A 21752-nucleotide genomic window follows, 5' to 3' on the forward strand; every position below is an offset into this window, starting at 1 on the left:
GCAGATCGGCAAGGGAGCGGGGAAAGGGAGGACAGAAGCCACTCAGCGCGGCTGGACGGTCCGGGGCGACGCCAGGCGCTCCAACCACACAACCGTTTACAATACCCGATTCGACCATCTCGCGCGCCCATCGCATGGCCCGGCGGGACGCGGCCCCGCAGCGACCGACCTACAGGAGACACTGTGACCATTTACAAGCTTGGCGAAGCAGCCCCGACCATCCATGAAAGCGTGTTCGTCGCGGATTCGGCGAACATCATCGGCAATGTGACGCTCGAGGAAAATTCAAGCGTCTGGTTCGGTGCGACGATTCGCGGCGATAACGAACGGATTACGGTAGGCGCGGGCAGCAATGTCCAGGAAAACGCGGTGCTGCACACCGATCCGGGCTTTCCACTGACGATTGAACGGAACGTGACAATCGGCCACCAGGTAATGCTGCACGGCTGCACGATCAAGGAAGGCTCGCTGATCGGAATTCAGGCGGTGGTCTTGAATGGCGCGGTAATCGGCCGCAACTGTCTGGTCGGAGCGGGCGCCATCGTCACCGAGGGCAAGGTGTTTCCCGACAATTCGCTGATTCTCGGCGCGCCCGCCAAAGTGGTGCGGGAGTTGACCGAGACGGATATCGCCAATATGCAGCGCGGCGCGGCAAGCTATGCCGAGCGCCGCGAATATTTCAAGGCGCAGCTCGTGCGTATCGGCTAAAAGCCGTAGCGCGCGGCGCGCAAGACGCGGCATCAGGCTGCGTCATTCGACCGAGGAAAAGTTGTGAGCGACCAGTTGCAAAAATTTATGTTCAGCGCGGCACCGGTACGCGGCGAGATCGTTTCGCTGCGCAATACCTGGCAGGAAGTGCTGACGCGCCGTGATTACCCGGCGCCCGTGCGGACGATTCTGGGCGAGATGATGGCCGCCTGCGCGCTGCTGTCGGCAAATCTCAAGTTCGACGGTACGCTCATCATGCAGATTTTCGGCGACGGCCCGGCCCAGATGCTGGTGGTGCAGTGCAGCTCCGACCTGTCGATGCGCGCCACCGCCAAGTTTTCCGGCGAGGCCGACAACACGATTGGCGACAACGCGACCCTGATCGAATTGTTGAACGCAAGTGGCCATGGCCGCTGCGTGATCACACTCGATCCGGCGAACAAGCAGCCCGGCCAGCAACCGTATCAAAGTATCGTGCCGCTGTCGGGTGAAGACGGTCCGCTCAAATCAATGGCCGAAGTGCTCGAGCACTATATGCATCACTCCGAGCAGCTCGACACGCGCCTGTGGCTCGCGGCGAACACCGAGCGCGCGGTTGGCATGCTGCTGCAAAAGCTGCCCGGCGACGGCGGCATTGTTCCGCACCCGGGCGATCTGGATGCGGATACGTGGGAGCGCGTCTGCACGCTCGGCGGCACGCTGTCGCAGGACGAACTGCTGAAGGAAGAACCGGAAACGGTTTTCCGGCGCCTCTTCTGGCAGGAAAACGTCCAGCACTTCGAACCGGCCACGGCGCGCTTCGAATGCACCTGTTCGCGTGAAAAGGTCGGCGCGATGCTGAAGATGCTGGGCCGCGGGGAGGTGGATAGCGTGCTCGAAGAACGCGGTCACGTTGAAATTCATTGTGAATACTGCAATCAACGCTACGAATTCGATCCGGTCGATGTGGCGCAACTTTTTGTCGCCCACGCGCTCTCACAAGGAGTGAGTCCGGCGGCCGACCAGCGGCACTAAACGGCTTGGTGGCACGGCGCATCGTGCCCAGCATGACGGCAATAAAATATCGCGCCGCCCGCCGCCTTTCAGGGCTCGGGCGGCGCAGTATCTTTGATCGTTGCGTTGGATCATTGGCGGTGCGCGTCGTACGTGTTTTGTTTAGGCGTCCGACCGATGGAGATCGAAAATGAACACCCCTACTTCGTTGAAGCGCTGCGCGCGCACGTTCACCGTGCTGGCTGTCGTCGCCGGCAGTGCCGCGCTGGCGGGTTGCATGATGGACCCGCCGGGGCCGTCGCCAATCTATAGCCGCTTGCCGGCGGACCAGTCGGGGATGGCCAGCACCGCTCGACCGCTCACGCCTGAAGAACGTGAACGCTACGATGCAATCGACCGTCAGGTGCTGTCCGATCAGAATCAGGCCATTGCCGCCGAGAACGCCGCACAGGCGTACTCACGCTACTACTCGCCGCCTGTCACCGTGTACGGCAGTTACTACGGCGGCGGCTGGGGTACGGGTGTCGGCGTCGGATACGGGCCGTACTGGGGTTGGTAACGGCGGGCGCTGGTAACGGCACGTTATTAGTGCTGCGCGGCCTTCTTGTCTTTCGCGACCTCTTTCGTGCCCTTATTGCCGTGCTTGCGATCCGGCTTGGCGCGCGATTCCGGATTCGGCACCATATGCAGCGGCGCAGCGGAAACCTCGCCGCGCGTAGAAGTAGTCGCCGATGGCGTGTTGGCGTTCGGCAACGGCGCGTTCGGCGAGACAAACTGCACGAACACTTCACCGTCCTTCACCATGCCCATTTCGTAGCGCGCCCGCTCTTCCACTGCGGCCGTGCCACTCTGCAAATCCTGGACTTCGCCCTGGATCCGCTCGTTGCGTAACTTCGAATCGGTGTTCTTCTGCAGTTGCTGCGCCAGTTGCTGTTGCAACTCGTGCACGCGCAACCAGCCCCCGTGTCCCCACCAGAGCGGGTACTGGATCAGCGCCAGCAGAACGATCAGGACAGCAGTGACAAGCCGCATGAAGTAAGCACAATAAATACACGCCGCCCTGCGCTATACGCAGGGCGGCGGGGTCAATCAGAAGCGAAGGGTAACCGGTTCATCGGTCAGCACTAGCAAACTACACATTTAGCGCAGATTGTAGAACGCCGACTTACCCGGATAGCTGGCGATATCACCGAGATCTTCTTCGATGCGCAGCAACTGGTTGTACTTCGAGATGCGGTCCGAGCGCGACAGCGAACCCGTCTTGATCTGACCGGCGTTCAGGCCGACTGCGATATCCGCAATCGTCGAATCTTCGGTTTCGCCCGAACGGTGCGAGATCACGGCCGTGTAGCCCGCGCGCTTGGCCATTTCAATCGCCGCGAAGGTTTCCGTCAGCGTACCGATCTGGTTGATCTTGATCAGGATCGAGTTGGCAATGCCCTTCTCGATGCCTTCCTTCAGGATGCGCGTGTTGGTGACGAACAGGTCGTCGCCCACCAGCTGGACCTTCTTGCCGAGCTTGTCGGTCAGCGTCTTCCAGCCGGCCCAGTCGCTTTCGTGCATGCCGTCTTCGATCGAAACGATCGGGAACTTGTCGGCCAGGTTCGCGAGGTAGTCCGCGAATTCCGTCGACGACAGTTGCAGGCCTTCGCCAGCCAACTGGTACTTGCCGTCGTGGTAGAACTCGCTCGCTGCGCAGTCGAGCGCGAGCAGCACGTCTTCACCGGCGCGGTAGCCGGCCTTTTCGATGGCTTGCAGGATGGTCGACAGGCATTCGTCGTTGCTGCCGAAGTTCGGCGCAAAGCCGCCTTCGTCGCCGACAGCCGTGCTCATGCCGCGGTCGCTCAAAATCTTCTTCAGCGCGTGGAACACTTCGGCGCCGCAGCGCAGTGCTTCGCGGAAGGTCGGCTGGCTGACCGGCACGATCATGAATTCCTGGATGTCCAGGCTGTTGTTGGCGTGCGCGCCGCCGTTGACGATGTTCATCATCGGCACCGGCAGTTGCATGGCGCCCGAGCCGCCGAAGTAGCGGTACAGCGGCAGGCCGGCTTCTTCAGCGGCAGCCTTGGCGACGGCCATCGACACAGCCAGCATCGCGTTCGCGCCGAGGCGCGACTTGTTGTCCGTGCCGTCGAGTTCCAGCAGGGTCTTGTCGAGGAAAGCCTGCTCGGAAGCGTCGAGGCCCATGATCGCTTCGGAGATTTCGGTGTTGATGTGCTCGACAGCCTTCAGCACGCCCTTGCCGCCGTAACGGCCGGCTTCGCCGTCGCGCAGTTCGATCGCTTCACGCGAACCCGTCGACGCGCCCGACGGCACCGCAGCGCGGCCCATCGTGCCTGACTCGAGCAGCACGTCGCATTCGACGGTGGGGTTGCCTCGCGAATCGAGAATCTCTCGACCGATGATATCTACGATAGCACTCATGGTTTCCTCAAGAAATGACGTTGAATTCTTTACTGTGAAACTGCGCGAGGGTCATGCCGGTCTCCCCAGCACACTAATTGCGCCCCAACGCTTTCGACGACCATTGCGTGCATTCGCCACGTGCCGATCATGACACGCCGCGAACACCTGAATCAGTTGAAATCGCTTTCGAGGAACGGCGCGCGTTTGACGGCCTGGTCGAGCGTAACAAGCGTTTCGAGCAGATCGGCCATGCGATGCAGCGGCACTGCGTTCGGACCGTCCGACCTGGCTTCCGCGGGATTCGGATGGGTTTCCATGAACAGACCCGAAACCCCGACCGCCACCGCGGCCCGCGCCAGCACCGGCACGAATTCGCGCTGACCGCCCGAGCTCGTGCCCTGCCCGCCCGGCAACTGCACCGAGTGAGTAGCGTCGAACACGACCGGCGCGTTGGTTTCGCGCATGATCGCGAGCGAGCGCATGTCCGACACCAGATTGTTATACCCAAACGACACGCCGCGCTCACACGCCATGAAGCGGTCTTCCGAGAGACCGGCTTCACGCGCTGCATCACGCGCCTTGTCGATCACGTTCTTCATGTCGTGCGGTGCGAGAAACTGGCCTTTCTTGATGTTGACCGGTTTGCCCGAACGCGCGCAAGCATGAATGAAATCAGTTTGACGGCACAGGAACGCAGGCGTTTGCAGGACGTCGACCACGGAGGCGACCTGCTCGATTTCGTGCTCGGCGTGCACGTCGGTCAGCACTGGCAGACCGAGCTGGCGCTTCACTTCCGACAGAATGCGCAAACCTTCGTCCATACCCAGACCGCGGAACGACTTGCCGCTACTGCGATTGGCTTTGTCGTACGACGATTTGTAGATGAACGGAATGTTCAGCTTCGCGCAGATTTCCTTCAGGCGGCCCGCCACGTCGATCGTCATCTGTTCGGATTCGACGACGCAGGTGCCCGCGATCAGGAAAAACGGCTTGTCGAGCCCGATTTCGAAATCGCCCAGTTTCATGCTTTCTCCCCGACCTCATTGACCACGCGCGACTGCTGACGCGCGAGCGCCGCTTCGACGAACGACTTGAACAGCGGATGCCCGTCGCGCGGCGTGGACGTGAACTCCGGGTGGAACTGCACGCCGACGAACCACGGGTGCATGCTGCGCGGCAATTCCATCATTTCCGGCAGATCTTCACTCGGGGTACGGGCGCTGATGATAAGGCCGCCGGCTTCGAGCAGGGGCACGAAGCGGTTATTGACTTCATAACGGTGGCGATGGCGTTCGTTCACATCCTTGCCATAGATCTCTTCGGCCATCGTGCCGGGCTTGATCGGGCAACGCTGCGAACCGAGGCGCATCGTGCCGCCCAGATCGGATTCTTCAGTACGCTTCTCGACACGGCCTTCACGGTCGTACCACTCGGTGATCAGCGCGACTACGCGGTTTTCGGTGTCCTGGTCGAACTCAGTGCTATTGGCGTCCTTCAGCCCCACCACGTCGCGGGCGAATTCGATCACGGCGAGTTGCATGCCGAGACAGATGCCGAGATACGGCACCTTCGCTTCGCGTGCGTAGCGGATCGCGGCGATCTTGCCTTCGGTGCCGCGGCGGCCGAAGCCACCCGGCACGAGCACGGCGTCCAGATGCTTGAAGCTTTCGACGCCTTGCGTCTCGACCTCTTCCGAGTCGATGTACTCGATGTTGACCTTGGTCGACGTATGCATCGACGCATGGCGCAGCGCTTCGATCAGCGACTTGTACGACTCGGTCAGATCGACATACTTGCCGACCATGCCGATCGTGACTTCGTGCTTCGGGTGTTCGAGCTTTTCGACGAGGTTCGACCACATCGACAGATCGGCCGGCTTCGGCGTGAGCTTGAGTTCTTCGCAGATGATCGCGTCGAGCCCCTGGTCGTGCAGCATCTGCGGAATCTTGTAGATGCTGTCCGCGTCCCACACGGAAATCACCGCGTCTTCCGGCACGTTCGAGAACATCGAAATCTTCGCGCGTTCGTCGTCCGGAATGCGGCGGTCAGCACGGCACAGCAGCACGTGCGGCGAAATGCCAATTTCACGCAGCTTCTGCACGCTGTGTTGCGTAGGCTTGGTTTTCAGTTCGCCAGCGGTGGCGACCCAGGGCACCAGCGTGAGGTGCACGAAGCACGCGCTGTTGCGACCCATGCGCAGGCTCATCTGCCGAGCGGCTTCGAGGAACGGCAGCGATTCGATATCGCCCACCGTGCCGCCCACTTCGACGATCGCGACATCAGGCTCGCCGCACGTTGCGGAAGCCGCGCCGCGTTCGATGAACGCCTGGATTTCATTCGTGATGTGCGGGATGACCTGCACCGTCTTGCCGAGATAATCGCCGCGGCGTTCCTTGCGGATCACCGATTCGTAAATCTGGCCTGTGGTGAAGTTATTGGCCTTGCGCATCTTCGTACTGATGAAGCGCTCATAGTGGCCGAGGTCGAGGTCAGTCTCCGCTCCGTCTTCCGTTACGAACACTTCGCCGTGTTGAAACGGGCTCATCGTGCCGGGGTCGACGTTGATGTAGGGATCGAGCTTGAGGAGGGTGACTTTAAGACCGCGCGATTCGAGGATCGCGGCGAGGGAAGCGGCGGCAATACCCTTGCCGAGGGAAGATACTACGCCGCCGGTGACGAAAACATATTTGGTCATCGCTGGATGCTCGCGGGAAAAACGGATTATACCGTAAAGCAGGGTCTCAACCCAGCAAAATCCGAGCGACATCTGCACGTGCTTGTGCCGCCGCGGCGGCAATCGCCGCCCGCCGATCATGCACCGTTTTTCGCGGTGCCCGGCTCCCGCTTCGCGTCAATGCGTCAAGGGCGCCGCTCCAGTTCGCGCAACATCCGCTGCACCGCGCGCGCGGTTTCGATTGGCTTTTCCATTGGATAGAGATGGCTGCCCTCGATCCATTCCACATGACCGCCGGTCGCGCGGCGGGTCGCGTCGAGCCCCGCCTGGCGGATTTCCTTCGACCGCGTTCCGGCGATGAAACCCACTGGCACCGGCGCGCCGCGCGCAAGACGCGAGCCGAGGGTATGCGGCAAGGTCCGATATATCTGATACTCGGTGCGGCGGTCGAAGCTGAGCGACCGGGCGCCGTCGGGTGAGCTCTGCGGAATGCCGAAGTCGATGTAGTCGGACAGCATGCGCTCGTCCCAGCGCGCGAACGCCGGCTTCGAATGGAAGTGCCGCCATGCCTCGTCGCGGCTCGCCCATCGGGTGCGTCGCGTGCGGGTGGCGGCCGCGGGCGAGAGCCTCTCGTCGAGACCGGTCCATTGAGATACGCGCAACATGCTGCTGCGCCAGCCGGCGATCACCGGCGAATCGAGCATCACCACGCCCCTCACCCACTGCGGCTTTTTCAGCGCCGCCATCAGCGACAGATAGCCACCCAGCGAATGCCCCACCAGCCATACCGGTTGCTCATATGACCGGGCGACGTCGTCGAGCAACTGTTCGACCAGATGCGGCCAGTCCTGCGTCACCGGAAACCGCGCGTCGTGACCGATGCGCTCGATCGACCGCAATTCGTAGTCGTCGGACAGTTCGGCGAAGATGGTCCGGTACGTGGACGCGGGAAACCCGTTCGCGTGCGAGAAGTGGATGATGTTTTTCAACTGCGGCTGTCTCCGTTCTAATATGCGCGCGAGCCGCCGGCCTCGCGGTGCGTTTCGTTTCGTTGTTCGCCCAGACCTGCCTGCGACTGGTAGATGGGCCGTCTTTGAGCAGTCCGTCAGCGATCCATCCAGTAGCGCCGGCGCGTGTCGCGATAGCGCTCGAGCGTGAGCGTGGCGCCCTTCATGTCCGGACCGGCTTGCGGACTGATGCCGGGGTTGATGCCAGGGTCGAGGTCGACCCGCACCGCGCCGTCGGTATCGCTGCGCGCAAGCTCGATCTGCCGCGCCTTGTAGCGTTCGAACACCCCCGCATTCGGATGATGAAACCGGTTGCGATAGCCTACCTGAAATAGCGCAATCAGCGGCTCGATAGAGTCGAGGAACGGCTCGGTCGACGAGGTCTTGCTGCCGTGATGCGGCACGACCAGCACCTGCGCGCGCAGCGCGTCGCGATCGCGCGCGAGCAGAACGCGTTCGACTGGCGCCTCGATGTCCGCCGCCAGTAAGGCGGCCGTACGGGGCAGCTCTGTTTGAAAAGCCCCAGCCGAACCGCGCGCCGCAGCAGGCGCGGCGCTCACCCGCAGCACACAGCAATGCGCATTCGGTTTGCCTTGCAGCGGGCCGGCATCCGGCCAGAGCATGGCGAACTCGACGCCGTCCCACTGCCAGCGCTGCCCGGCCGCGCAGGGCAGCGTGTCGGCACCGTGTTGCCTCGCGCTTGCCCACAATGCGTGCGACGGCGCGAGTGCCGCCACCATTTGACGGACCTCGATCGCGTCCAGTACGGCCGGCGCGCCGCCGGAATGATCGGAATCGGCGTGACTGATAATCAGCGTATCCAGCGCGGTGACACCATGCGACTGCAGAAACGGCACCACCACCCGCTCGCCCGCATGCGTCGATTCCGGGCCCGGTCCCGTATCGAATAGCAACGCATGATGCGCTGTCTCGACCAGCACCGAGGTGCCTTGACCGACGTCCAGCGCCGTCAGCCGAACACTGCCGGGCGGCGGCCCGGGGGGCGCCGGCATCAGGAGCGGCAGCCACGTCAGCGGCGCGGCCCAGCGCAGTGGCCAGCCACGCGGCGCGAGACACCAGAGCACGCCGACCGCCGCCGCAGCCAGCGCCCATGAGTCCGGTTGCGGTAAGCGCCAGAGCGTCCATGCAGGGCCCGAGAGCATCCGCAAAGCAGCCGCCAGATATTCGAGCAAGGCGTGCGCGGCGTGGAACGCGTAGGCATCGAAAGGGACGGGCAACGCGACACCGGCCAGCACCGCCGGCGTAACCAGCAGACTCACCCACGGAATCGCGAAGGCATTCGCGAGCGGGCCGATCAGCGGAATCTGCGCGAACCAGTAGACGGTGAGCGGCGCGAGCGCGACCGTCACCGCGAACTGCACATGCGCAGCGCTGCGCAGCCGCACGCCGAACGCGCGAACGCGACGGCGCAAGGCGATCCGCCAGCGCGCGAAACGGGTCACCGCGGCGTCGCCGCCCTCCTCGTCGCGATGCTGTTCGTGCTGCTGCACACGGGGCTGTCCCGAAGTCGCAAACAGAATCGCCGCCACCGCGCAGAACGACAGCCAGAAACCGGCCGACACCACCGCCCAGGGATCGACCAGCAGCACGAGTCCCAATGCCCACGCCAGCACGGCTGAGCGCGCCAGGCTGCGTCCGCTGATAAACGCGAGTGCAATCACGCCCGCCATCCACAGCGCGCGCTGTGCGGGTATGTTGAAGCCGGCCAACGCAGCATGCATCGCGGCGAACAATGCGCCGGCGGTCACCGCGACGATCGGCGCGGGCAGCCGCAGCGGCCAGTTGCGACCGATGAACCCGGAGCGCCGCCATACCGAAGCGGCGAGCCAACCGGCCAGGCCCGCCACGAAACCGATATGCAGCCCCGAAATCGCCACCAGATGACTCGTGCCGGTGCCGCGCATCAGTTGCCAGTCGACGGCGCTGACTTCGTCCTGTGCGCCGATTGCCAACGCCACCACGATGCCGCGATGCGGCGCGTCGGCCAGTACCGCGTCGATCCGCGCACGCAGCGCCGCACGCCAGCGGTCGACGGTAACGCTCACGCCGCGCGCGTGGCCCAGCAACCGCACTGCCGTGGCGGGCGCGCTCACGTAGCCGGTGGCGCGCACATTGCGCGCGAGCAGGTTCGCTTCGGCATCGCGTACGCCGAAATTCGCATTGCCATGCGGCCGTTTGAGCCGGACCGTCAGTTGCCAGCGCGTGCCCGGTTCGAGCGCTGGCGGCGGCGAGTCTTCGGCAATCCAGGACAATTGGATGACGCGCGGGAAAGCGGCGATTGGCGCGTGGGCCGATTCGATCTGGAAGAGAAAACGCGCGCCCTTGTCGTCACGCGTGGGCAAGCCCTTGATGCTGCCGACGACTTCAATATCCCGCCCCTCCCAGGCGCTCGGCAAGGCCACCGCAAGCCGCGTTTCCGCGCGCGAGGCGGCATAGCCGAAGCCTGCGCAGCTGGCCGCGATCCACAGCGCGCTCCAGCCGATGCATGAACGCATGCGCGCGCTGAACCAGACGCGGCGAATCGGAGAACCGGACATCGCGTGCAAATCCACGGCGACCGACGCAATACCGCGCAAGCCCCAGGCCGCCACCCCGAGCGCGGCACATCCCAGCAATATCAACGCGCCCCAGCCACGCCAATCCGGCAATGCCGCCTGTTGCTGCAAGCCGATCACACCCAATGCAAATCCGCACCACCACGCCCGCATTCGCCCTCCGTTCACTACGCCGGACAACGCAATGCACAGCGCGCGCGAAGCCGCCGGCCGCGTGCTCCGCCCGGCGCGAACCACTCAAACCATGGAGGTCAATTATGCAGAGGAAAGTGCGAGCCGCGGCAGCGCGGCGAGCGCGTTAGCCGTTGTGCCTAGGGCGGCTTCGTCGGCGGCCATGCCGCGCAGTTGCGCGAGACCCGCGCCGATGGCGGGAATCTGATCGGGGGAGTTGCGCTGCTTGTACAGCCAGGACGGCGCGATGTCCGGTGCGTCGGTTTCGACCACCAGCGCATCGAATGGCAATTGCCCGGCAAGCCGGCGGATCTGCCGCGCCCGTTCGAAGGTCAGATTGCCGCCGAAACCGAGGTGCATGCCCTGGTCGATATACGCCTCTGCCTGCTGAAAACTGCCGTTGAATGCATGCGCGATGCCGCGGTGAATCTGGTGCCGCCGCAGCCCTTTGATGACCTGATCCTGCGATTTACGCACGTGGCAGATCACCGGCAGATCGAATTCGCGCGCGAGCTGGAGTTGACCGTTGTAGAAGAACTGCTGGCGCGCGTCGTCGAGACCGTCAACGAAATAGTCGAGGCCGATCTCACCGATTCCGACAAACCGCGGATCGTCCAGACTCGCTTCGATTTCCATGCGCAGCAGGTCGAGATCACTCTCCTGCGATTGCGGCGTGAATAGCGGATGGATGCCAAGTGCATACGCGCCGCCCTCGACGCGATGCGCCAGTTCACGCACCGCGTTGAAATTCTTCCGGCCGACCGCGGGAATCACGATACGCCCCACGCCCGCATGACGCGCCGCCGCCGCGACCGCGTCACGGTCGACGTCGAATTCCGAAGCGTCGAGATGGCAGTGCGTATCGATCCACATGGCGGCGCGATTTATACCGGCACTGGCGGCTCTTCGTGCAACACGCCGTCGCGCAGCCGCATGATCCGGTCGCAGCGGCCGGCCAGTTCCGGATCGTGCGTGACGATCACGAAACTGGTGTCGAGCGTTTGCGACAGTTCGAGCATCAGATTGAACACGGTGTCGGCGGTGCCGCCGTCGAGATTGCCGGTGGGTTCGTCGGCCAGCACACAGGCGGGCCTGGTCACCAGTGCGCGGGCGATCGCCACGCGCTGGCGCTCGCCGCCCGACAACTCGCCCGGACGATGTTTCGCCCGATGCCCCATGCCGACCCGCTCAAGGACCGCGAGCGCCTCGTGCCGCGAAGCCTCGGTCGTCATGCGGCGAATCCGCAGCGGCATCGCAACGTTATCGAGCGCGGTGAACTCCGGCAGCAGATGGTGAAACTGGTACACGAATCCAAGCGCGCGATTGCGCAGATCGTTGCGTTCGCGCTCGGAGAGTTTCGTGAACGGCTTGCCCATCACCGAGACATGTCCCGCGCTCGGATCGTCGAGGCCGCCCAGCACATGCAGCAGCGTGCTCTTGCCCGAACCCGACGCGCCGACGATCGCCAGTTTTTCGCCGCGCCGCACGTTCAGTTGCGCGTTGTTGAGCACCTGCACATTCAGACCGCCCTGCACGAACGACTTGGAGATGCCGGTCGCTTCCAGCACGTAGGGATGCAGCGTGGTTTCTTCAGCAGGCATGGAGAGGGTAGCGGAATGGTCATTCATAGCGCAGTGCCTCCGCGGGACGGACTTTCGCACCACGCCAGCTCGGGTACAACGTGGCCAGCGCCGACATCGCGAACGCAATCACACCGATCCGCGCGACGTCGCCGGGCACCAGTTCAGACGGCAGCTCGCTGATGAAGTACACCGACGGCGGCAGGAACTGCACGCCGAGCAGATGCTCGATCATCGGTACGAGCCACGGAATGCTCCAGGCGATCAGACAGCCGAGCGCGACGCCCGTTGCCGTGCCAATAAAGCCGATCGTCACGCCCTGCACCACGAAAATCTTCATGATCGAGCCGGGCTGCGCGCCGAGCGTGCGCAGAATCGCGATGTCAGCCTGCTTGTTGGTCACCGTCATTACCAGCGACGACACGAGGTTGAACGCCGCCACCGCGATGATCAGCGTGAGGATGATGAACATCATGCGCTTTTCGATCTGCACCGCCGAGAACCAGGTCTTGTTCTGCTGGGTCCAGTCGCGGATATACAGATCGCCGGACAGGGTTCGCGCCAGCTGGTGAGCGACTTCCGGCGCGCGCTGCATGTCCTTCAGGCGCAAGCGCACCCCGGTTGGCGCGGGCAGCCGGAACAATGCCTGCGCGTCCTTGATGTTGATCAGCGCAAGCGTGCTGTCGTATTCGTAGTGCCCGGACTCGAAGATCCCGACCACCGTGAACTGCTTCAAGCGCGGCAGCATGCCGGCCGGCGTGATCGTGCCTTCGGGCGCGACCAGCGTGATCTTGTCGTTCACCTGCACGCCGAGATTGGCGGCGAGATCCGCGCCCAGCACAATGCCGAAGTCGCCCGCCACGAGATTGGCGAGCTTGCCGCCCTTCATTTCCTTCGCGATGTCGGACACCTGCGGCTCGAGCGTCGGATCGACGCCGCGCAATGCCACGCCGCTCACGGCGTCCTGACGCGTGAGCAGCGCCTGCGCTTCGACGTACGGGGCCGCGCCGATCACTTCCTTGTTCTGGCGGGCTTCCTGCGCGGTCAGTTGCCAGTTAGGCATCGACCCGGTCGGCGAAAAGATTTCGACATGCGCGAGCACCGACAACATGCGGTCGCGCACCTCCTTCTGGAAGCCGTTCATCACCGACAACACGACGATCAGCGCCGCGACGCCGAGCGCGATGCCCGACATCGAGACCAGCGCGATGAACGAAATGAAGCCGTTGCCGGTCGTGCGTTTGCCGGCGCGGGTGTAGCGCCAGCCAATCTGCCATTCGTAGGGAAATTTCAAGCGAATCCTTTTCTGCGTTCTTCGGCTCCTACCGGGCGTCCTGCCGCGTCTGACGGCGGCAAGTTTCACCTGGCGCGCCGGTCATGCGCCCCGAGCGTCGTGATCATTGGTGTCGCCGCAACGCGGATGGTTCCGGTAAGACGATCCGGTGCCATTAGCAAACCCCGCGCCAGCCAGGCCGCCGATCAAGCGCGAAGTTTGCCATACAATGCCGCGCACTCGCGCAAACGCCTTCCGTGCGGGGTTCACGGGCGGCTCGCAGCCGAGTTCAAGCGTCTGTTAGCGAAGGTTGTAGCGGCCACGCAGCTCATTGATGATGCGGGCCGCCGCGCTGCTGGCGACTTCGCGCACATCCGCATCCTTGCGGTCGCGGTGCAGGTGGGTGATATCCCAGTTGCAGCCTTCTTCGTCATCGACGGTTTCGTGGAATCCGGTCGGGATCCAGCCGGCCGTGGCCGGGTCGGCGTTGAGTGCCCTGACGACCAGCCCGAGCAATTCCTGCTCGGTTTTGAGTTCACGCGACATGTCGGTCTCCAACCTCGTGGGCGCGGTGCCGCCGCGCGCGGCTGCTGCGATCGGCAGGACTGAAGTGCGCGACCCGAATCCGCCGATATGGTCGGAATACTCGCACTCTTTGCCCTACAATGCGCAGCATCATGCACGCCAACCGTCTTCATCTTCTCCTGCCCTTCGCGCTGCCCGCCGCAGCGGACGCCTCCACCGCCTTACACGATATCCAGAGTCCGGCCCTCGACCGGCTGATTGCCCGCGCGACGCTGGTCGAGCGGGTCGTCGGCGAGGACTTTCAGCGCACCCTGCCGCACGAGCGCTGGGTGGCCCGCCAGTTCGGCGCGCTGCCCAGCGGCACGGCTGCCGCCGACGAAGCGCCGCTCGCGCCCTACATGCTGCGCGCCGACGGCGGCGAACCCGGCAACGCGACGTGGGCCTGTGTGCAGCCGGTGCATGTGCGCATCGCGCATGACCATCTGGTGCTGATCGACCCCGCCTCGCTCGAACTCTCCGACGACGAGGCCGCCGCGCTGCTGGCCGTCGCCCGGCCGCTGATCGAGGAACTCGGCGTGCGCATCGAGGCGCCGAAGCCCGCGCGCTGGTATCTGTCGGGGGACGGCTTCGGCACACTGGCGGGCGCGTCGCCGCTGCGCGCGAGCGGCCGCAACATCGAAATCTGGCTGCCGCACGAGGCACACTCGGGCGAACGCTCGCGCGCATGGATGAAGCTGCAGAACGAAGTGCAGATGGCATGGTTCGAGCATCCGGTCAACGAGGCGCGCGAGGCGCGCGGGCTGCCGGCCGTCAACTCGATCTGGTTTCATGCCCAGGGTGCGGCGCAACCGGTGAAAAGCCCGTTCGCGCGGGTCTTCACCGACGCGGCGGCCACCCGGGGTCTCGCGCTGACAGCCGGGGCCGAGACCGCCGCACCGCCGGCTTCGTTCGGCGCCCTGCCCGTCGGCTCCGGCGCGTCGAACGGCAGTGACAACGTGACGCTGGTCGAACTCGACCCGTTCTCGGCGCCGTATATCGAACAGGACTGGGCGCGCTGGAACGATGCCTTCGCCGCGTTGCAAACCGACTGGGTCGAACCGGCGCTGAACGCGCTGCAAACCGGCCAGCTCGGCGAACTCGGCCTGACGCTGTGCGGCGACACCGGCTCGGTGACGCTGAGCGTCACCCGCGGCGATCTGCGCAAATTCTGGCGGCGGCGCGTGCTCGCCTCGCTGTTTATCGAATGACTCATCGAATGATCCACGGCCTTTCCGTATGACTCGAATCGTGACGCGCGCCGGCTCTCCAGTCGACGCCGAAATCCTCACCCGCCACGGCCTGCATCCGGTCCTCGCGCGCCTCTATGCGGCACGCGGCGTGTGCATGCCCGATGAAATCGAAACCGGTCTCGCACGGCTCGTGCCGCCAGCCGGGCTCAAGGGCTGCGAAGACGCCGCCGTGCTGCTCGCCGATGCGATTCAGGGCAAGCGCCGCATGCTGGTGGTCGCCGACTACGACTGCGACGGCGCCACCGCCTGCGCAGTCGCGGTACGCGGGTTGCGCATGTTCGGCGGCCAGATCGAGTATCTGGTGCCGAACCGCTTCGAATACGGCTATGGCCTGACGCCCGAAATCGTCGCGCTGGCCGCCCGCAGCCCATCGGGCCAGCCGGAATTGCTGATTACAGTGGATAACGGCATTGCCAGTGTCGACGGCGTGGAAGCCGCCAATGCGCTCGGCATCGACGTGCTGGTCACCGATCACCACCTGCCCGGCGACGAACTGCCCGCCGCGCGCGCGATCGTCAATCCGAACCAGCCGGGCTGCACGTTCCCGAGCAAATGCATCGCGGGCGTCGGCGTGATGTTCTATGTGCTGCTGGCGCTGCGCGCGGAGTTGCGCCGCCGCGGCGCCTTCAACGACGCCTTTCCCGAACCGCGTCTGGATGGCCTGCTCGATCTGGTCGCGCTCGGCACGGTCGCCGACGTGGTCAAGCTCGACGGCAATAACCGCGTTCTGGTCGCGCAAGGCCTGCAGCGGATTCGCAAGGGCAAGATGCAACCCGGCATCGCCGCGCTCTTTCGCGCCGCCGCGCGCGACGCCCGCAGCGCGTCGGGCTTCGATCTCGGCTTCGCGCTCGGACCGCGGCTGAATGCGGCGGGACGGCTCTCGGACATGTCGCTCGGTATCGAATGCCTGACCACCGACGACATCGGCCGCGCGTGGGACCTCGCGCAGCAACTCGACACCATGAACCGCGAACGCCGCGAGATCGAAGCCGGCATGCAGCAACAGGCGCTCGACGATCTTTCGGCGATCAATCCAGAGGGCACGACCACCATCACGCTGTTCAACCCGAGCTGGCATCAGGGCGTGATCGGCATTGTCGCCGGACGGTTGAAGGAGAAATTTCACCGGCCGTCGTTCACCTTCGCGCTCGCCGACGACAGCGGCACACTCGTCAAAGGGTCGGGCCGCTCGATCGCGGGCTTCCATCTGCGCGACGCGCTCGATCTGATCTCGAAGCGCGCGCCCGGCCTGATCGTTAAATTCGGCGGCCACGCGATGGCCGCGGGCCTGACGCTCGCCGCCGCCGACGTGCCGCGCTTCACCGCCGCCTTCGAGGCAGTGGGCCGCGAATGGCTCTCCGAAGAAGCGCTCTCGCGCACGGTCGAAACCGACGGCGAACTCGAAGACGCCTACTTCACGCCGCAATTCGTCGAGATGCTCGATGCTGCCGTTTGGGGTCAGGGCTTCCCGGCGCCGGTGTTTTCGGGCGAATTCGACATCGCCTCGCAGGCGCTGGTGAAAGACAAACACCTGAAGCTGCAACTCGTGCGCGGCCGCCAGCGCTTCAACGCGATCTGGTTCAACCACACCGACACGCTGCCTGCCCGCACCACGGTTGCATACAGACTGGCCAGCGACACCTGGAACGGCGTGTCGCGGGTACAGTTGATCGTCGAGCACGCCGCGAGCTGAAGCGGCCGCAAGGTTGCCGCGGGCGCGGCTCTCGTGTGCGGCTTACGCGCAGCCACCGTTCTGCCCGCCTCGCACGCGAAGCACCAAAAATCCCCGCCAAATCAACCCCAAACGCGCGCCGGATCGCCGACAAGCCATCGGCGCGGCGCGCCGATCGGCTATAATTTCCCCTTTTTACGAAGCTATAAAAGATCGACATGGAAGCGGAACGTCTCAACGCGATCGAAGCCTCACTGGCGGACCTGCGCGCGCGCGCGGGTGCGCTACGGGGGTATCTTTGACTACGACGACAAAGCACTGCGTCTAATCGAAGTCAACCGGGAACTCGAAGACCCGGACGTCTGGAACGACTCGAAGCATGCCCAGGCCCTCGGCCGGGAAAAGAAGCTGCTCGACGACACCGTCGGCAAGCTCACCTCGCTCGATAACGACCTGCGCGACGCGCAGGATCTGTTCGACATGGCCCGCGAAGAAGACGACGAGGAAACCCTCCTCGCCTGCGAATCAGACGCGCAAGGCATCGAACAACGCGTCGCCGATATGGAATTCCGCCGGATGTTCGCGAACCCGGCCGACCCGAACAATGCGTTCCTGGATATCCAGGCCGGCGCCGGCGGCACCGAAGCGTGCGACTGGGCCTCGATGCTGCTGCGCCAGTACCTGCGCTACTGCGAACGCAAGGGCTTCAAGACCGAAGTACTGGAGCAGACCGACGGCGACGTCGCCGGCATCAAGAACGCCACCATCAAGATCGAAGGCGAATACGCGTACGGCTTTTTGCGCACCGAAACCGGCGTGCACCGCCTCGTGCGCAAGTCGCCGTTCGATTCGTCGGGCGGCCGTCATACGTCGTTCTCGTCGGTGTTCGTGTACCCGGAAATCGACGACTCGATCGAAGTCGACATCAACCCGGCCGATCTGCGCGTCGACACCTACCGCGCGTCCGGCGCGGGCGGTCAGCACATCAACAAGACCGATTCGGCCGTGCGGATTACGCACATGCCGTCGGGCATTGTCGTGCAGTGCCAGAACGACCGTTCGCAGCACCGCAACCGTGCCGAAGCCATGGCCATGCTGAAATCGCGCCTGTACGAAGCGGAAATCCGCAAGCGTCAGGCCGAGCAGGACAAGCTCGAAGCCGGCAAGACCGATGTGGGTTGGGGTCATCAGATCCGCTCGTACGTGCTGGACAACAGCCGCATCAAGGATCTGCGCACCAACGTCGAAATCAGCAATACCAAGAGCGTGCTCGACGGCGACCTCGATCCGTTCATCAGCGCGAGCCTGAAACAGGGCGTTTAAGCGCAACCGGCGCGGCATGCATGGCATCGCCGCGCCGTATCTTTGCATCTTTGTCATAGCGCCTGAGGTTTTTACTGACTGGCCACCCGCATGCGGACCATCCTGGTGCGGGCCACCGAATACCAAACCATCATGACCGAACCGACCCAGCCTAATGCGGCCCAGCCGAATGCGGCCCAGCCGAACGTCGCGCCCGAGGTAGACGACAACAAGATCATGGCCGAGCGCCGCGAAAAGCTGCGCGAACTGCGTGAGCAAGGCGTCGCCTATCCGAACGATTTCCGTCCCACGCATCACGCCGAGGATCTGCAGTCGAAGTACGAGCAGTCCGACAAGGAAGCGCTCGAAGCCAATCCGCTCGAAGTCGCGATCGCCGGCCGGATGATGCTCAAGCGCGTGATGGGCAAGGCGAGCTTTGCCACCGTGCGCGACGGTTCGGGTCAGATCCAGTTCTTCATCACGCCCGCCGACGTCGGCCAGGAAACGTACGACGCCTTCAAGAAGTGGGACATGGGCGACATCGTCGCGGCGCGCGGCGTGCTGTTCCGTACCAACAAGGGCGAGCTTTCGGTGCGTTGTACCGAACTGCGTCTGCTGTCGAAGTCGCTGCGTCCGCTGCCGGACAAGTTCCACGGTCTGGCCGATCAGGAAATGAAGTACCGCCAGCGTTACGTCGACCTGATCGTCACGCCGGAAACACGCAAGACGTTCATGGCGCGCACCAAGGCGATCTCGTCGATCCGCAGGTTCATGGCCGACGCCGACTTCATGGAAGTCGAAACGCCGATGCTGCACCCGATCCCGGGCGGCGCCGCGGCCAAGCCGTTCACCACGCACCACAATGCGCTCGACATGCAGATGTACCTGCGCATCGCGCCGGAGCTGTATCTGAAGCGCCTCGTGGTCGGCGGCTTCGAGCGCGTGTTCGAGGTCAACCGGAATTTCCGCAATGAGGGCGTCTCCGTACGCCACAATCCGGAATTCACGATGATCGAGTTCTACGCGGCGTACACCGATTACAAGTGGATCATGGACTTCACCGAGCAGCTGATCCGCCAGGCGGCCATCGACGCGCTCGGCACCGCCACAATCAGCTACCAAGGTCGCGAACTGGACCTGGCCAAGCCGTTCCATCGTTTGACGATCAGCCAGGCGATCCAGAAGTACGCGCCGCGGTACACGGACGCACAACTGGGTGATGACGCCTTCCTGCGTACCGAATTGAAGAAGTTCGGCGTGGATGCATCGCAGCCGCAATTCCTGAACGCCGGCGTCGGCGCGCTGCAACTGGCCCTGTTCGAAGAAACCGCGGAGTCGCAACTGTGGGAACCGACCTACATCATCGACTACCCGATTGAAGTGTCGCCGCTCGCGCGCGCCTCAGACAACGTGGCCGGCATCACCGAGCGCTTTGAGCTGTTCATCACGGGCCGCGAGATCGCCAACGGTTTTTCGGAGTTGAACGATCCGGAAGACCAGGCCGCGCGCTTCAGGAAGCAGGTCGACCAGAAAGACGCCGGCGACGAAGAAGCCATGTTTTACGATGCCGACTACATTCGCGCGCTGGAATACGGCATGCCGCCGGCGGGCGGTTGCGGTATCGGCATCGACCGTCTGGTGATGATGCTCACCGACAGCCCGAGCATTCGCGACGTGATTCTGTTCCCGCATCTGCGCCGCGAAGACTGATCGTCTCGCTCCGCGCTTACGGAAAACGCCCGGCTCGATGCCGGGCGTTTTTTCTTTGTCGGCCGCGAGGAAACGGCTCGTCTTTCACCTGACGGTTTGTAACCATCGGTAAAAGCTGCGCGCGCACGGCCATGCCGCCCCAGTTCCGTCGGCTACGGATGCTCAAGGAGTAAGGCGCCCCGGACGCGCTTCGACGCTTCAGAGCAAAGATGATTGCCCGGAAATGGTTACAAATTGAAACCCTCCGGGAATCGATTTACCTGACACTCTGTCTTAATAACAGTCGACTCTGCTTAAGACGGAGGCCATTATGGACAATCCAGAGATCAAACCCGCGCAACAACGTCGTATTCACCCGCTCGTAGCCACGGCTGCGGGCGCCGTTATCATCGCCAGCCTGGCCGCCACGGCGGCCGTCACCGGCCTGTTCCCGAAAGCGTCGAGTGGCGGCGCGCAGACGGATCAAACCCAGGCCGCTCAAGTCGCGACGCAGCCGGGCGTGGTCGATTCCGCCGCGCCCGCCAATGCCGCCGCGCAACAGGCAGCGGCACAACAGCAAGCGCAACAAGCGCAGCAGCAGGCTCAACAGGAACAGGCTCAGCGTGCGCCGCAGCCTGCGCCGACGCCAGCGCAGCAACAACAACAGTACGCCCAGCAGCAACAGGCACAGCCGGCGCCCCAATACGCGCAGCAGCAGCCGTCACAACCGGCCTACTGCTCGAGTTGCGGGACGGTGGTCGGCATTTCGGCGGTGCGTCAGGAAGGTCACGGCACCGGTATCGGTGCGGTCGGCGGCGCCGTGGCCGGTGGCGTGGTCGGCAATCAGTTCGGCAGCGGCAACGGCCGCACCGCGATGACGGTGCTAGGCGTGCTCGGCGGCGGCCTCGCCGGTAACTCGGTTGAAAAGCATATTCGCAGCACGACTTCGTATTCGGTGCGCGTGCGGATGGAAAGCGGCAAGACGCGCTACTTCACCTACCACGAGGCGCCGCCGTTCCAGCAAGGCCAGCGCGTGCGCGTCGAGAACGGCTCGCTGGTGGCAAGCTGACCGAGAGAATATAAAGGCTGCCTGCAGATTCATCAGGCATAAAAAAAGGCGATTCCGCTGGAATCGCCTTTTTCTTTTTGCCGTCGCCGCAGCGGGCATGAACCCACGCTGCGCATGCAAAATTCGGGGAAGCTCAGTAATCCGCGTCTTCGATCCATGCAGCCTGAATCGCCTCGAGGATCTTTTCGTTCGAGCGCTCAGGATCGTCGTCAAAACCTTCAAGTTCGGTCACCCAGCGGTGCAAATCAGTGAAGCGCACCTGCTGCGGATCGACGTCCTGGTGCTTGTCAGTCAGGGCCATCGCGATGTCTTGCGTATCGGTCCACTTCATGGCTGCATCCTCCTGTTAGTGGTTTTCCTTCGCGTGATTGATCGAGTAGCGCGGGATTTCGACGACCAGATCCTGCTCGGCCGGCACCATCGCCTGGCACGACAGACGCGAGGCCGGTTCGAGCCCCCACGCCTTGTCAAGCAGATCGTCCTCGTCTTCCTCGGACGGCGTCAAGGCGGCGAAACCCTCACGCACGATCACGTGGCAGGTCGTGCACGCGCAGGACTTCTCGCAGGCGTGCTCGATTTCAATGCCGTTCTCGAGCAGAACGTCGCAGATGCTCTTGCCGGGCACGGCATCGATCACCGCGCCTTCCGGGCACAGTTCGACGTGAGGCAGCACAACGATTTGAGGCATACATTTTCCGTTTGGGTCTGGGGCACGGCCGCCGCAAACAGGCTCCGTACCATTTTACTGGCGCCGCGCGCACTTTTTAAGTCCGCGCGGCGCGTTTGATTGCCGGCAGGTGGGCGCAAAGGAGCGCCGC

20 protein-coding genes are annotated in these 21752 nt (G+C 63.8%); 8 read left to right on the forward strand and 12 right to left on the reverse strand.

Features of this window, described 5'->3' with window-relative positions; translation table 11 throughout:
* Positions 1 to 183 precede the first annotated feature (183 nt).
* The 3 genes from PQR27_RS13560 to PQR27_RS13570 all read left to right on the forward strand — a co-directional run bounded on the left by PQR27_RS13560 (position 184) and on the right by PQR27_RS13570 (position 2260).
* Positions 184 to 708, forward strand: coding sequence for a gamma carbonic anhydrase family protein (locus tag PQR27_RS13560; protein WP_408524144.1), 525 nt, complete (start codon positions 184 to 186; stop codon positions 706 to 708).
* Positions 709 to 771: 63 nt separating this feature from the next.
* The gene (gene hslO / locus PQR27_RS13565; protein ID WP_408524145.1) at positions 772 to 1722 is read left to right on the forward strand and encodes an Hsp33 family molecular chaperone HslO; all 951 of its coding nucleotides are present in this window, start codon (positions 772 to 774) and stop codon (positions 1720 to 1722) included.
* A 169-nt stretch (positions 1723 to 1891) separates the two neighbouring features.
* The gene (locus PQR27_RS13570; protein ID WP_408524146.1) at positions 1892 to 2260 is read left to right on the forward strand and encodes a hypothetical protein; all 369 of its coding nucleotides are present in this window, start codon (positions 1892 to 1894) and stop codon (positions 2258 to 2260) included.
* Positions 2261 to 2286: 26 nt separating this feature from the next.
* Here PQR27_RS13570 and ftsB read toward each other — a convergent pair whose 3' ends face one another.
* The 10 genes from ftsB to PQR27_RS13620 all read right to left on the reverse strand — a co-directional run bounded on the left by ftsB (position 2287) and on the right by PQR27_RS13620 (position 13934).
* On the reverse strand, positions 2287 to 2733 hold the full coding sequence (gene ftsB, locus PQR27_RS13575) for a cell division protein FtsB (protein ID WP_408524147.1): 447 nt from the start codon (positions 2731 to 2733) through the stop codon (positions 2287 to 2289).
* Between the two features lie 108 nt (positions 2734 to 2841).
* Positions 2842 to 4125: a phosphopyruvate hydratase gene (gene eno, locus PQR27_RS13580; protein WP_042322785.1), complete on the reverse strand. Its 1284-nt coding sequence runs from the start codon at positions 4123 to 4125 to the stop codon at positions 2842 to 2844.
* A 152-nt stretch (positions 4126 to 4277) separates the two neighbouring features.
* The gene (gene kdsA / locus PQR27_RS13585) at positions 4278 to 5132 is read right to left on the reverse strand and encodes a 3-deoxy-8-phosphooctulonate synthase (RefSeq protein WP_408524148.1); all 855 of its coding nucleotides are present in this window, start codon (positions 5130 to 5132) and stop codon (positions 4278 to 4280) included.
* Positions 5129 to 6802: a CTP synthase gene (pyrG, locus tag PQR27_RS13590; protein ID WP_408524149.1), complete on the reverse strand. Its 1674-nt coding sequence runs from the start codon at positions 6800 to 6802 to the stop codon at positions 5129 to 5131. Before pyrG ends, kdsA begins: the two co-directional genes overlap by 4 nt.
* 164 nt (positions 6803 to 6966) lie before the next feature.
* Positions 6967 to 7770 carry an alpha/beta fold hydrolase gene (locus PQR27_RS13595; protein WP_408524150.1) on the reverse strand — a complete coding sequence of 268 codons (804 nt, stop codon included), beginning with the start codon at positions 7768 to 7770 and terminating at the stop codon, positions 6967 to 6969.
* Between the two features lie 116 nt (positions 7771 to 7886).
* Positions 7887 to 10517: a DNA internalization-related competence protein ComEC/Rec2 gene (locus PQR27_RS13600; protein WP_408524151.1), complete on the reverse strand. Its 2631-nt coding sequence runs from the start codon at positions 10515 to 10517 to the stop codon at positions 7887 to 7889.
* Positions 10518 to 10619: 102 nt separating this feature from the next.
* Positions 10620 to 11408: a TatD family hydrolase gene (locus tag PQR27_RS13605; RefSeq protein WP_408524152.1), complete on the reverse strand. Its 789-nt coding sequence runs from the start codon at positions 11406 to 11408 to the stop codon at positions 10620 to 10622.
* A gap of 11 nt (positions 11409 to 11419) precedes the next feature.
* Positions 11420 to 12163 (reverse strand): lipoprotein-releasing ABC transporter ATP-binding protein LolD, encoded by a 744-nt coding sequence (gene lolD, locus PQR27_RS13610; RefSeq protein ID WP_408524153.1) that lies wholly within the window; start codon positions 12161 to 12163, stop codon positions 11420 to 11422.
* Positions 12156 to 13409 (reverse strand): lipoprotein-releasing ABC transporter permease subunit, encoded by a 1254-nt coding sequence (locus PQR27_RS13615; RefSeq protein WP_408524154.1) that lies wholly within the window; start codon positions 13407 to 13409, stop codon positions 12156 to 12158. The genes lolD and PQR27_RS13615 overlap by 8 nt, the downstream gene beginning before the upstream one ends.
* Positions 13410 to 13688: 279 nt before the next feature.
* Positions 13689 to 13934 (reverse strand): hypothetical protein, encoded by a 246-nt coding sequence (locus tag PQR27_RS13620; protein ID WP_408524155.1) that lies wholly within the window; start codon positions 13932 to 13934, stop codon positions 13689 to 13691.
* Between the two features lie 119 nt (positions 13935 to 14053).
* On the opposite strand from PQR27_RS13620, the gene PQR27_RS13625 reads away from it, so the two are divergent.
* From PQR27_RS13625 to PQR27_RS13645, 5 genes are all read left to right on the forward strand, one after another.
* Positions 14054 to 15160, forward strand: coding sequence for a regulator (locus tag PQR27_RS13625; protein WP_408524156.1), 1107 nt, complete (start codon positions 14054 to 14056; stop codon positions 15158 to 15160).
* 28 nt (positions 15161 to 15188) lie between these two features.
* Complete coding sequence (gene recJ / locus PQR27_RS13630; RefSeq protein ID WP_408524157.1) at positions 15189 to 16895, forward strand: single-stranded-DNA-specific exonuclease RecJ; 1707 nt, start codon at positions 15189 to 15191, stop codon at positions 16893 to 16895.
* A gap of 197 nt (positions 16896 to 17092) precedes the next feature.
* Positions 17093 to 18197 (forward strand): peptide chain release factor 2 gene (gene prfB, locus PQR27_RS13635; protein WP_408524158.1). Its coding sequence is split into 2 segments (ribosomal slippage): positions 17093 to 17173 and positions 17175 to 18197, totalling 1104 coding nucleotides; the frame shifts between segments, so codons are not numbered across the junction.
* Positions 18198 to 18329: 132 nt separating this feature from the next.
* Positions 18330 to 19886, forward strand: coding sequence for a lysine--tRNA ligase (gene lysS, locus PQR27_RS13640; RefSeq protein ID WP_408525485.1), 1557 nt, complete (start codon positions 18330 to 18332; stop codon positions 19884 to 19886).
* A 310-nt stretch (positions 19887 to 20196) separates the two neighbouring features.
* Positions 20197 to 20934, forward strand: coding sequence for a glycine zipper 2TM domain-containing protein (locus PQR27_RS13645; RefSeq protein WP_408524159.1), 738 nt, complete (start codon positions 20197 to 20199; stop codon positions 20932 to 20934).
* Positions 20935 to 21067: 133 nt separating this feature from the next.
* Here PQR27_RS13645 and iscX read toward each other — a convergent pair whose 3' ends face one another.
* Together iscX and fdx are read right to left on the reverse strand one after the other, a co-directional pair.
* Positions 21068 to 21265 carry a Fe-S cluster assembly protein IscX gene (gene iscX / locus PQR27_RS13650; protein ID WP_345810922.1) on the reverse strand — a complete coding sequence of 66 codons (198 nt, stop codon included), beginning with the start codon at positions 21263 to 21265 and terminating at the stop codon, positions 21068 to 21070.
* Positions 21266 to 21280: 15 nt separating this feature from the next.
* Complete coding sequence (fdx, locus tag PQR27_RS13655) at positions 21281 to 21622, reverse strand: ISC system 2Fe-2S type ferredoxin (RefSeq protein ID WP_408524160.1); 342 nt, start codon at positions 21620 to 21622, stop codon at positions 21281 to 21283.
* Positions 21623 to 21752 lie beyond the last annotated feature (130 nt).

The sequence above is a fragment of the Paraburkholderia fungorum genome (assembly GCF_046027215.1).
Lineage (GTDB): Bacteria > Pseudomonadota > Gammaproteobacteria > Burkholderiales > Burkholderiaceae > Paraburkholderia > Paraburkholderia fungorum_D.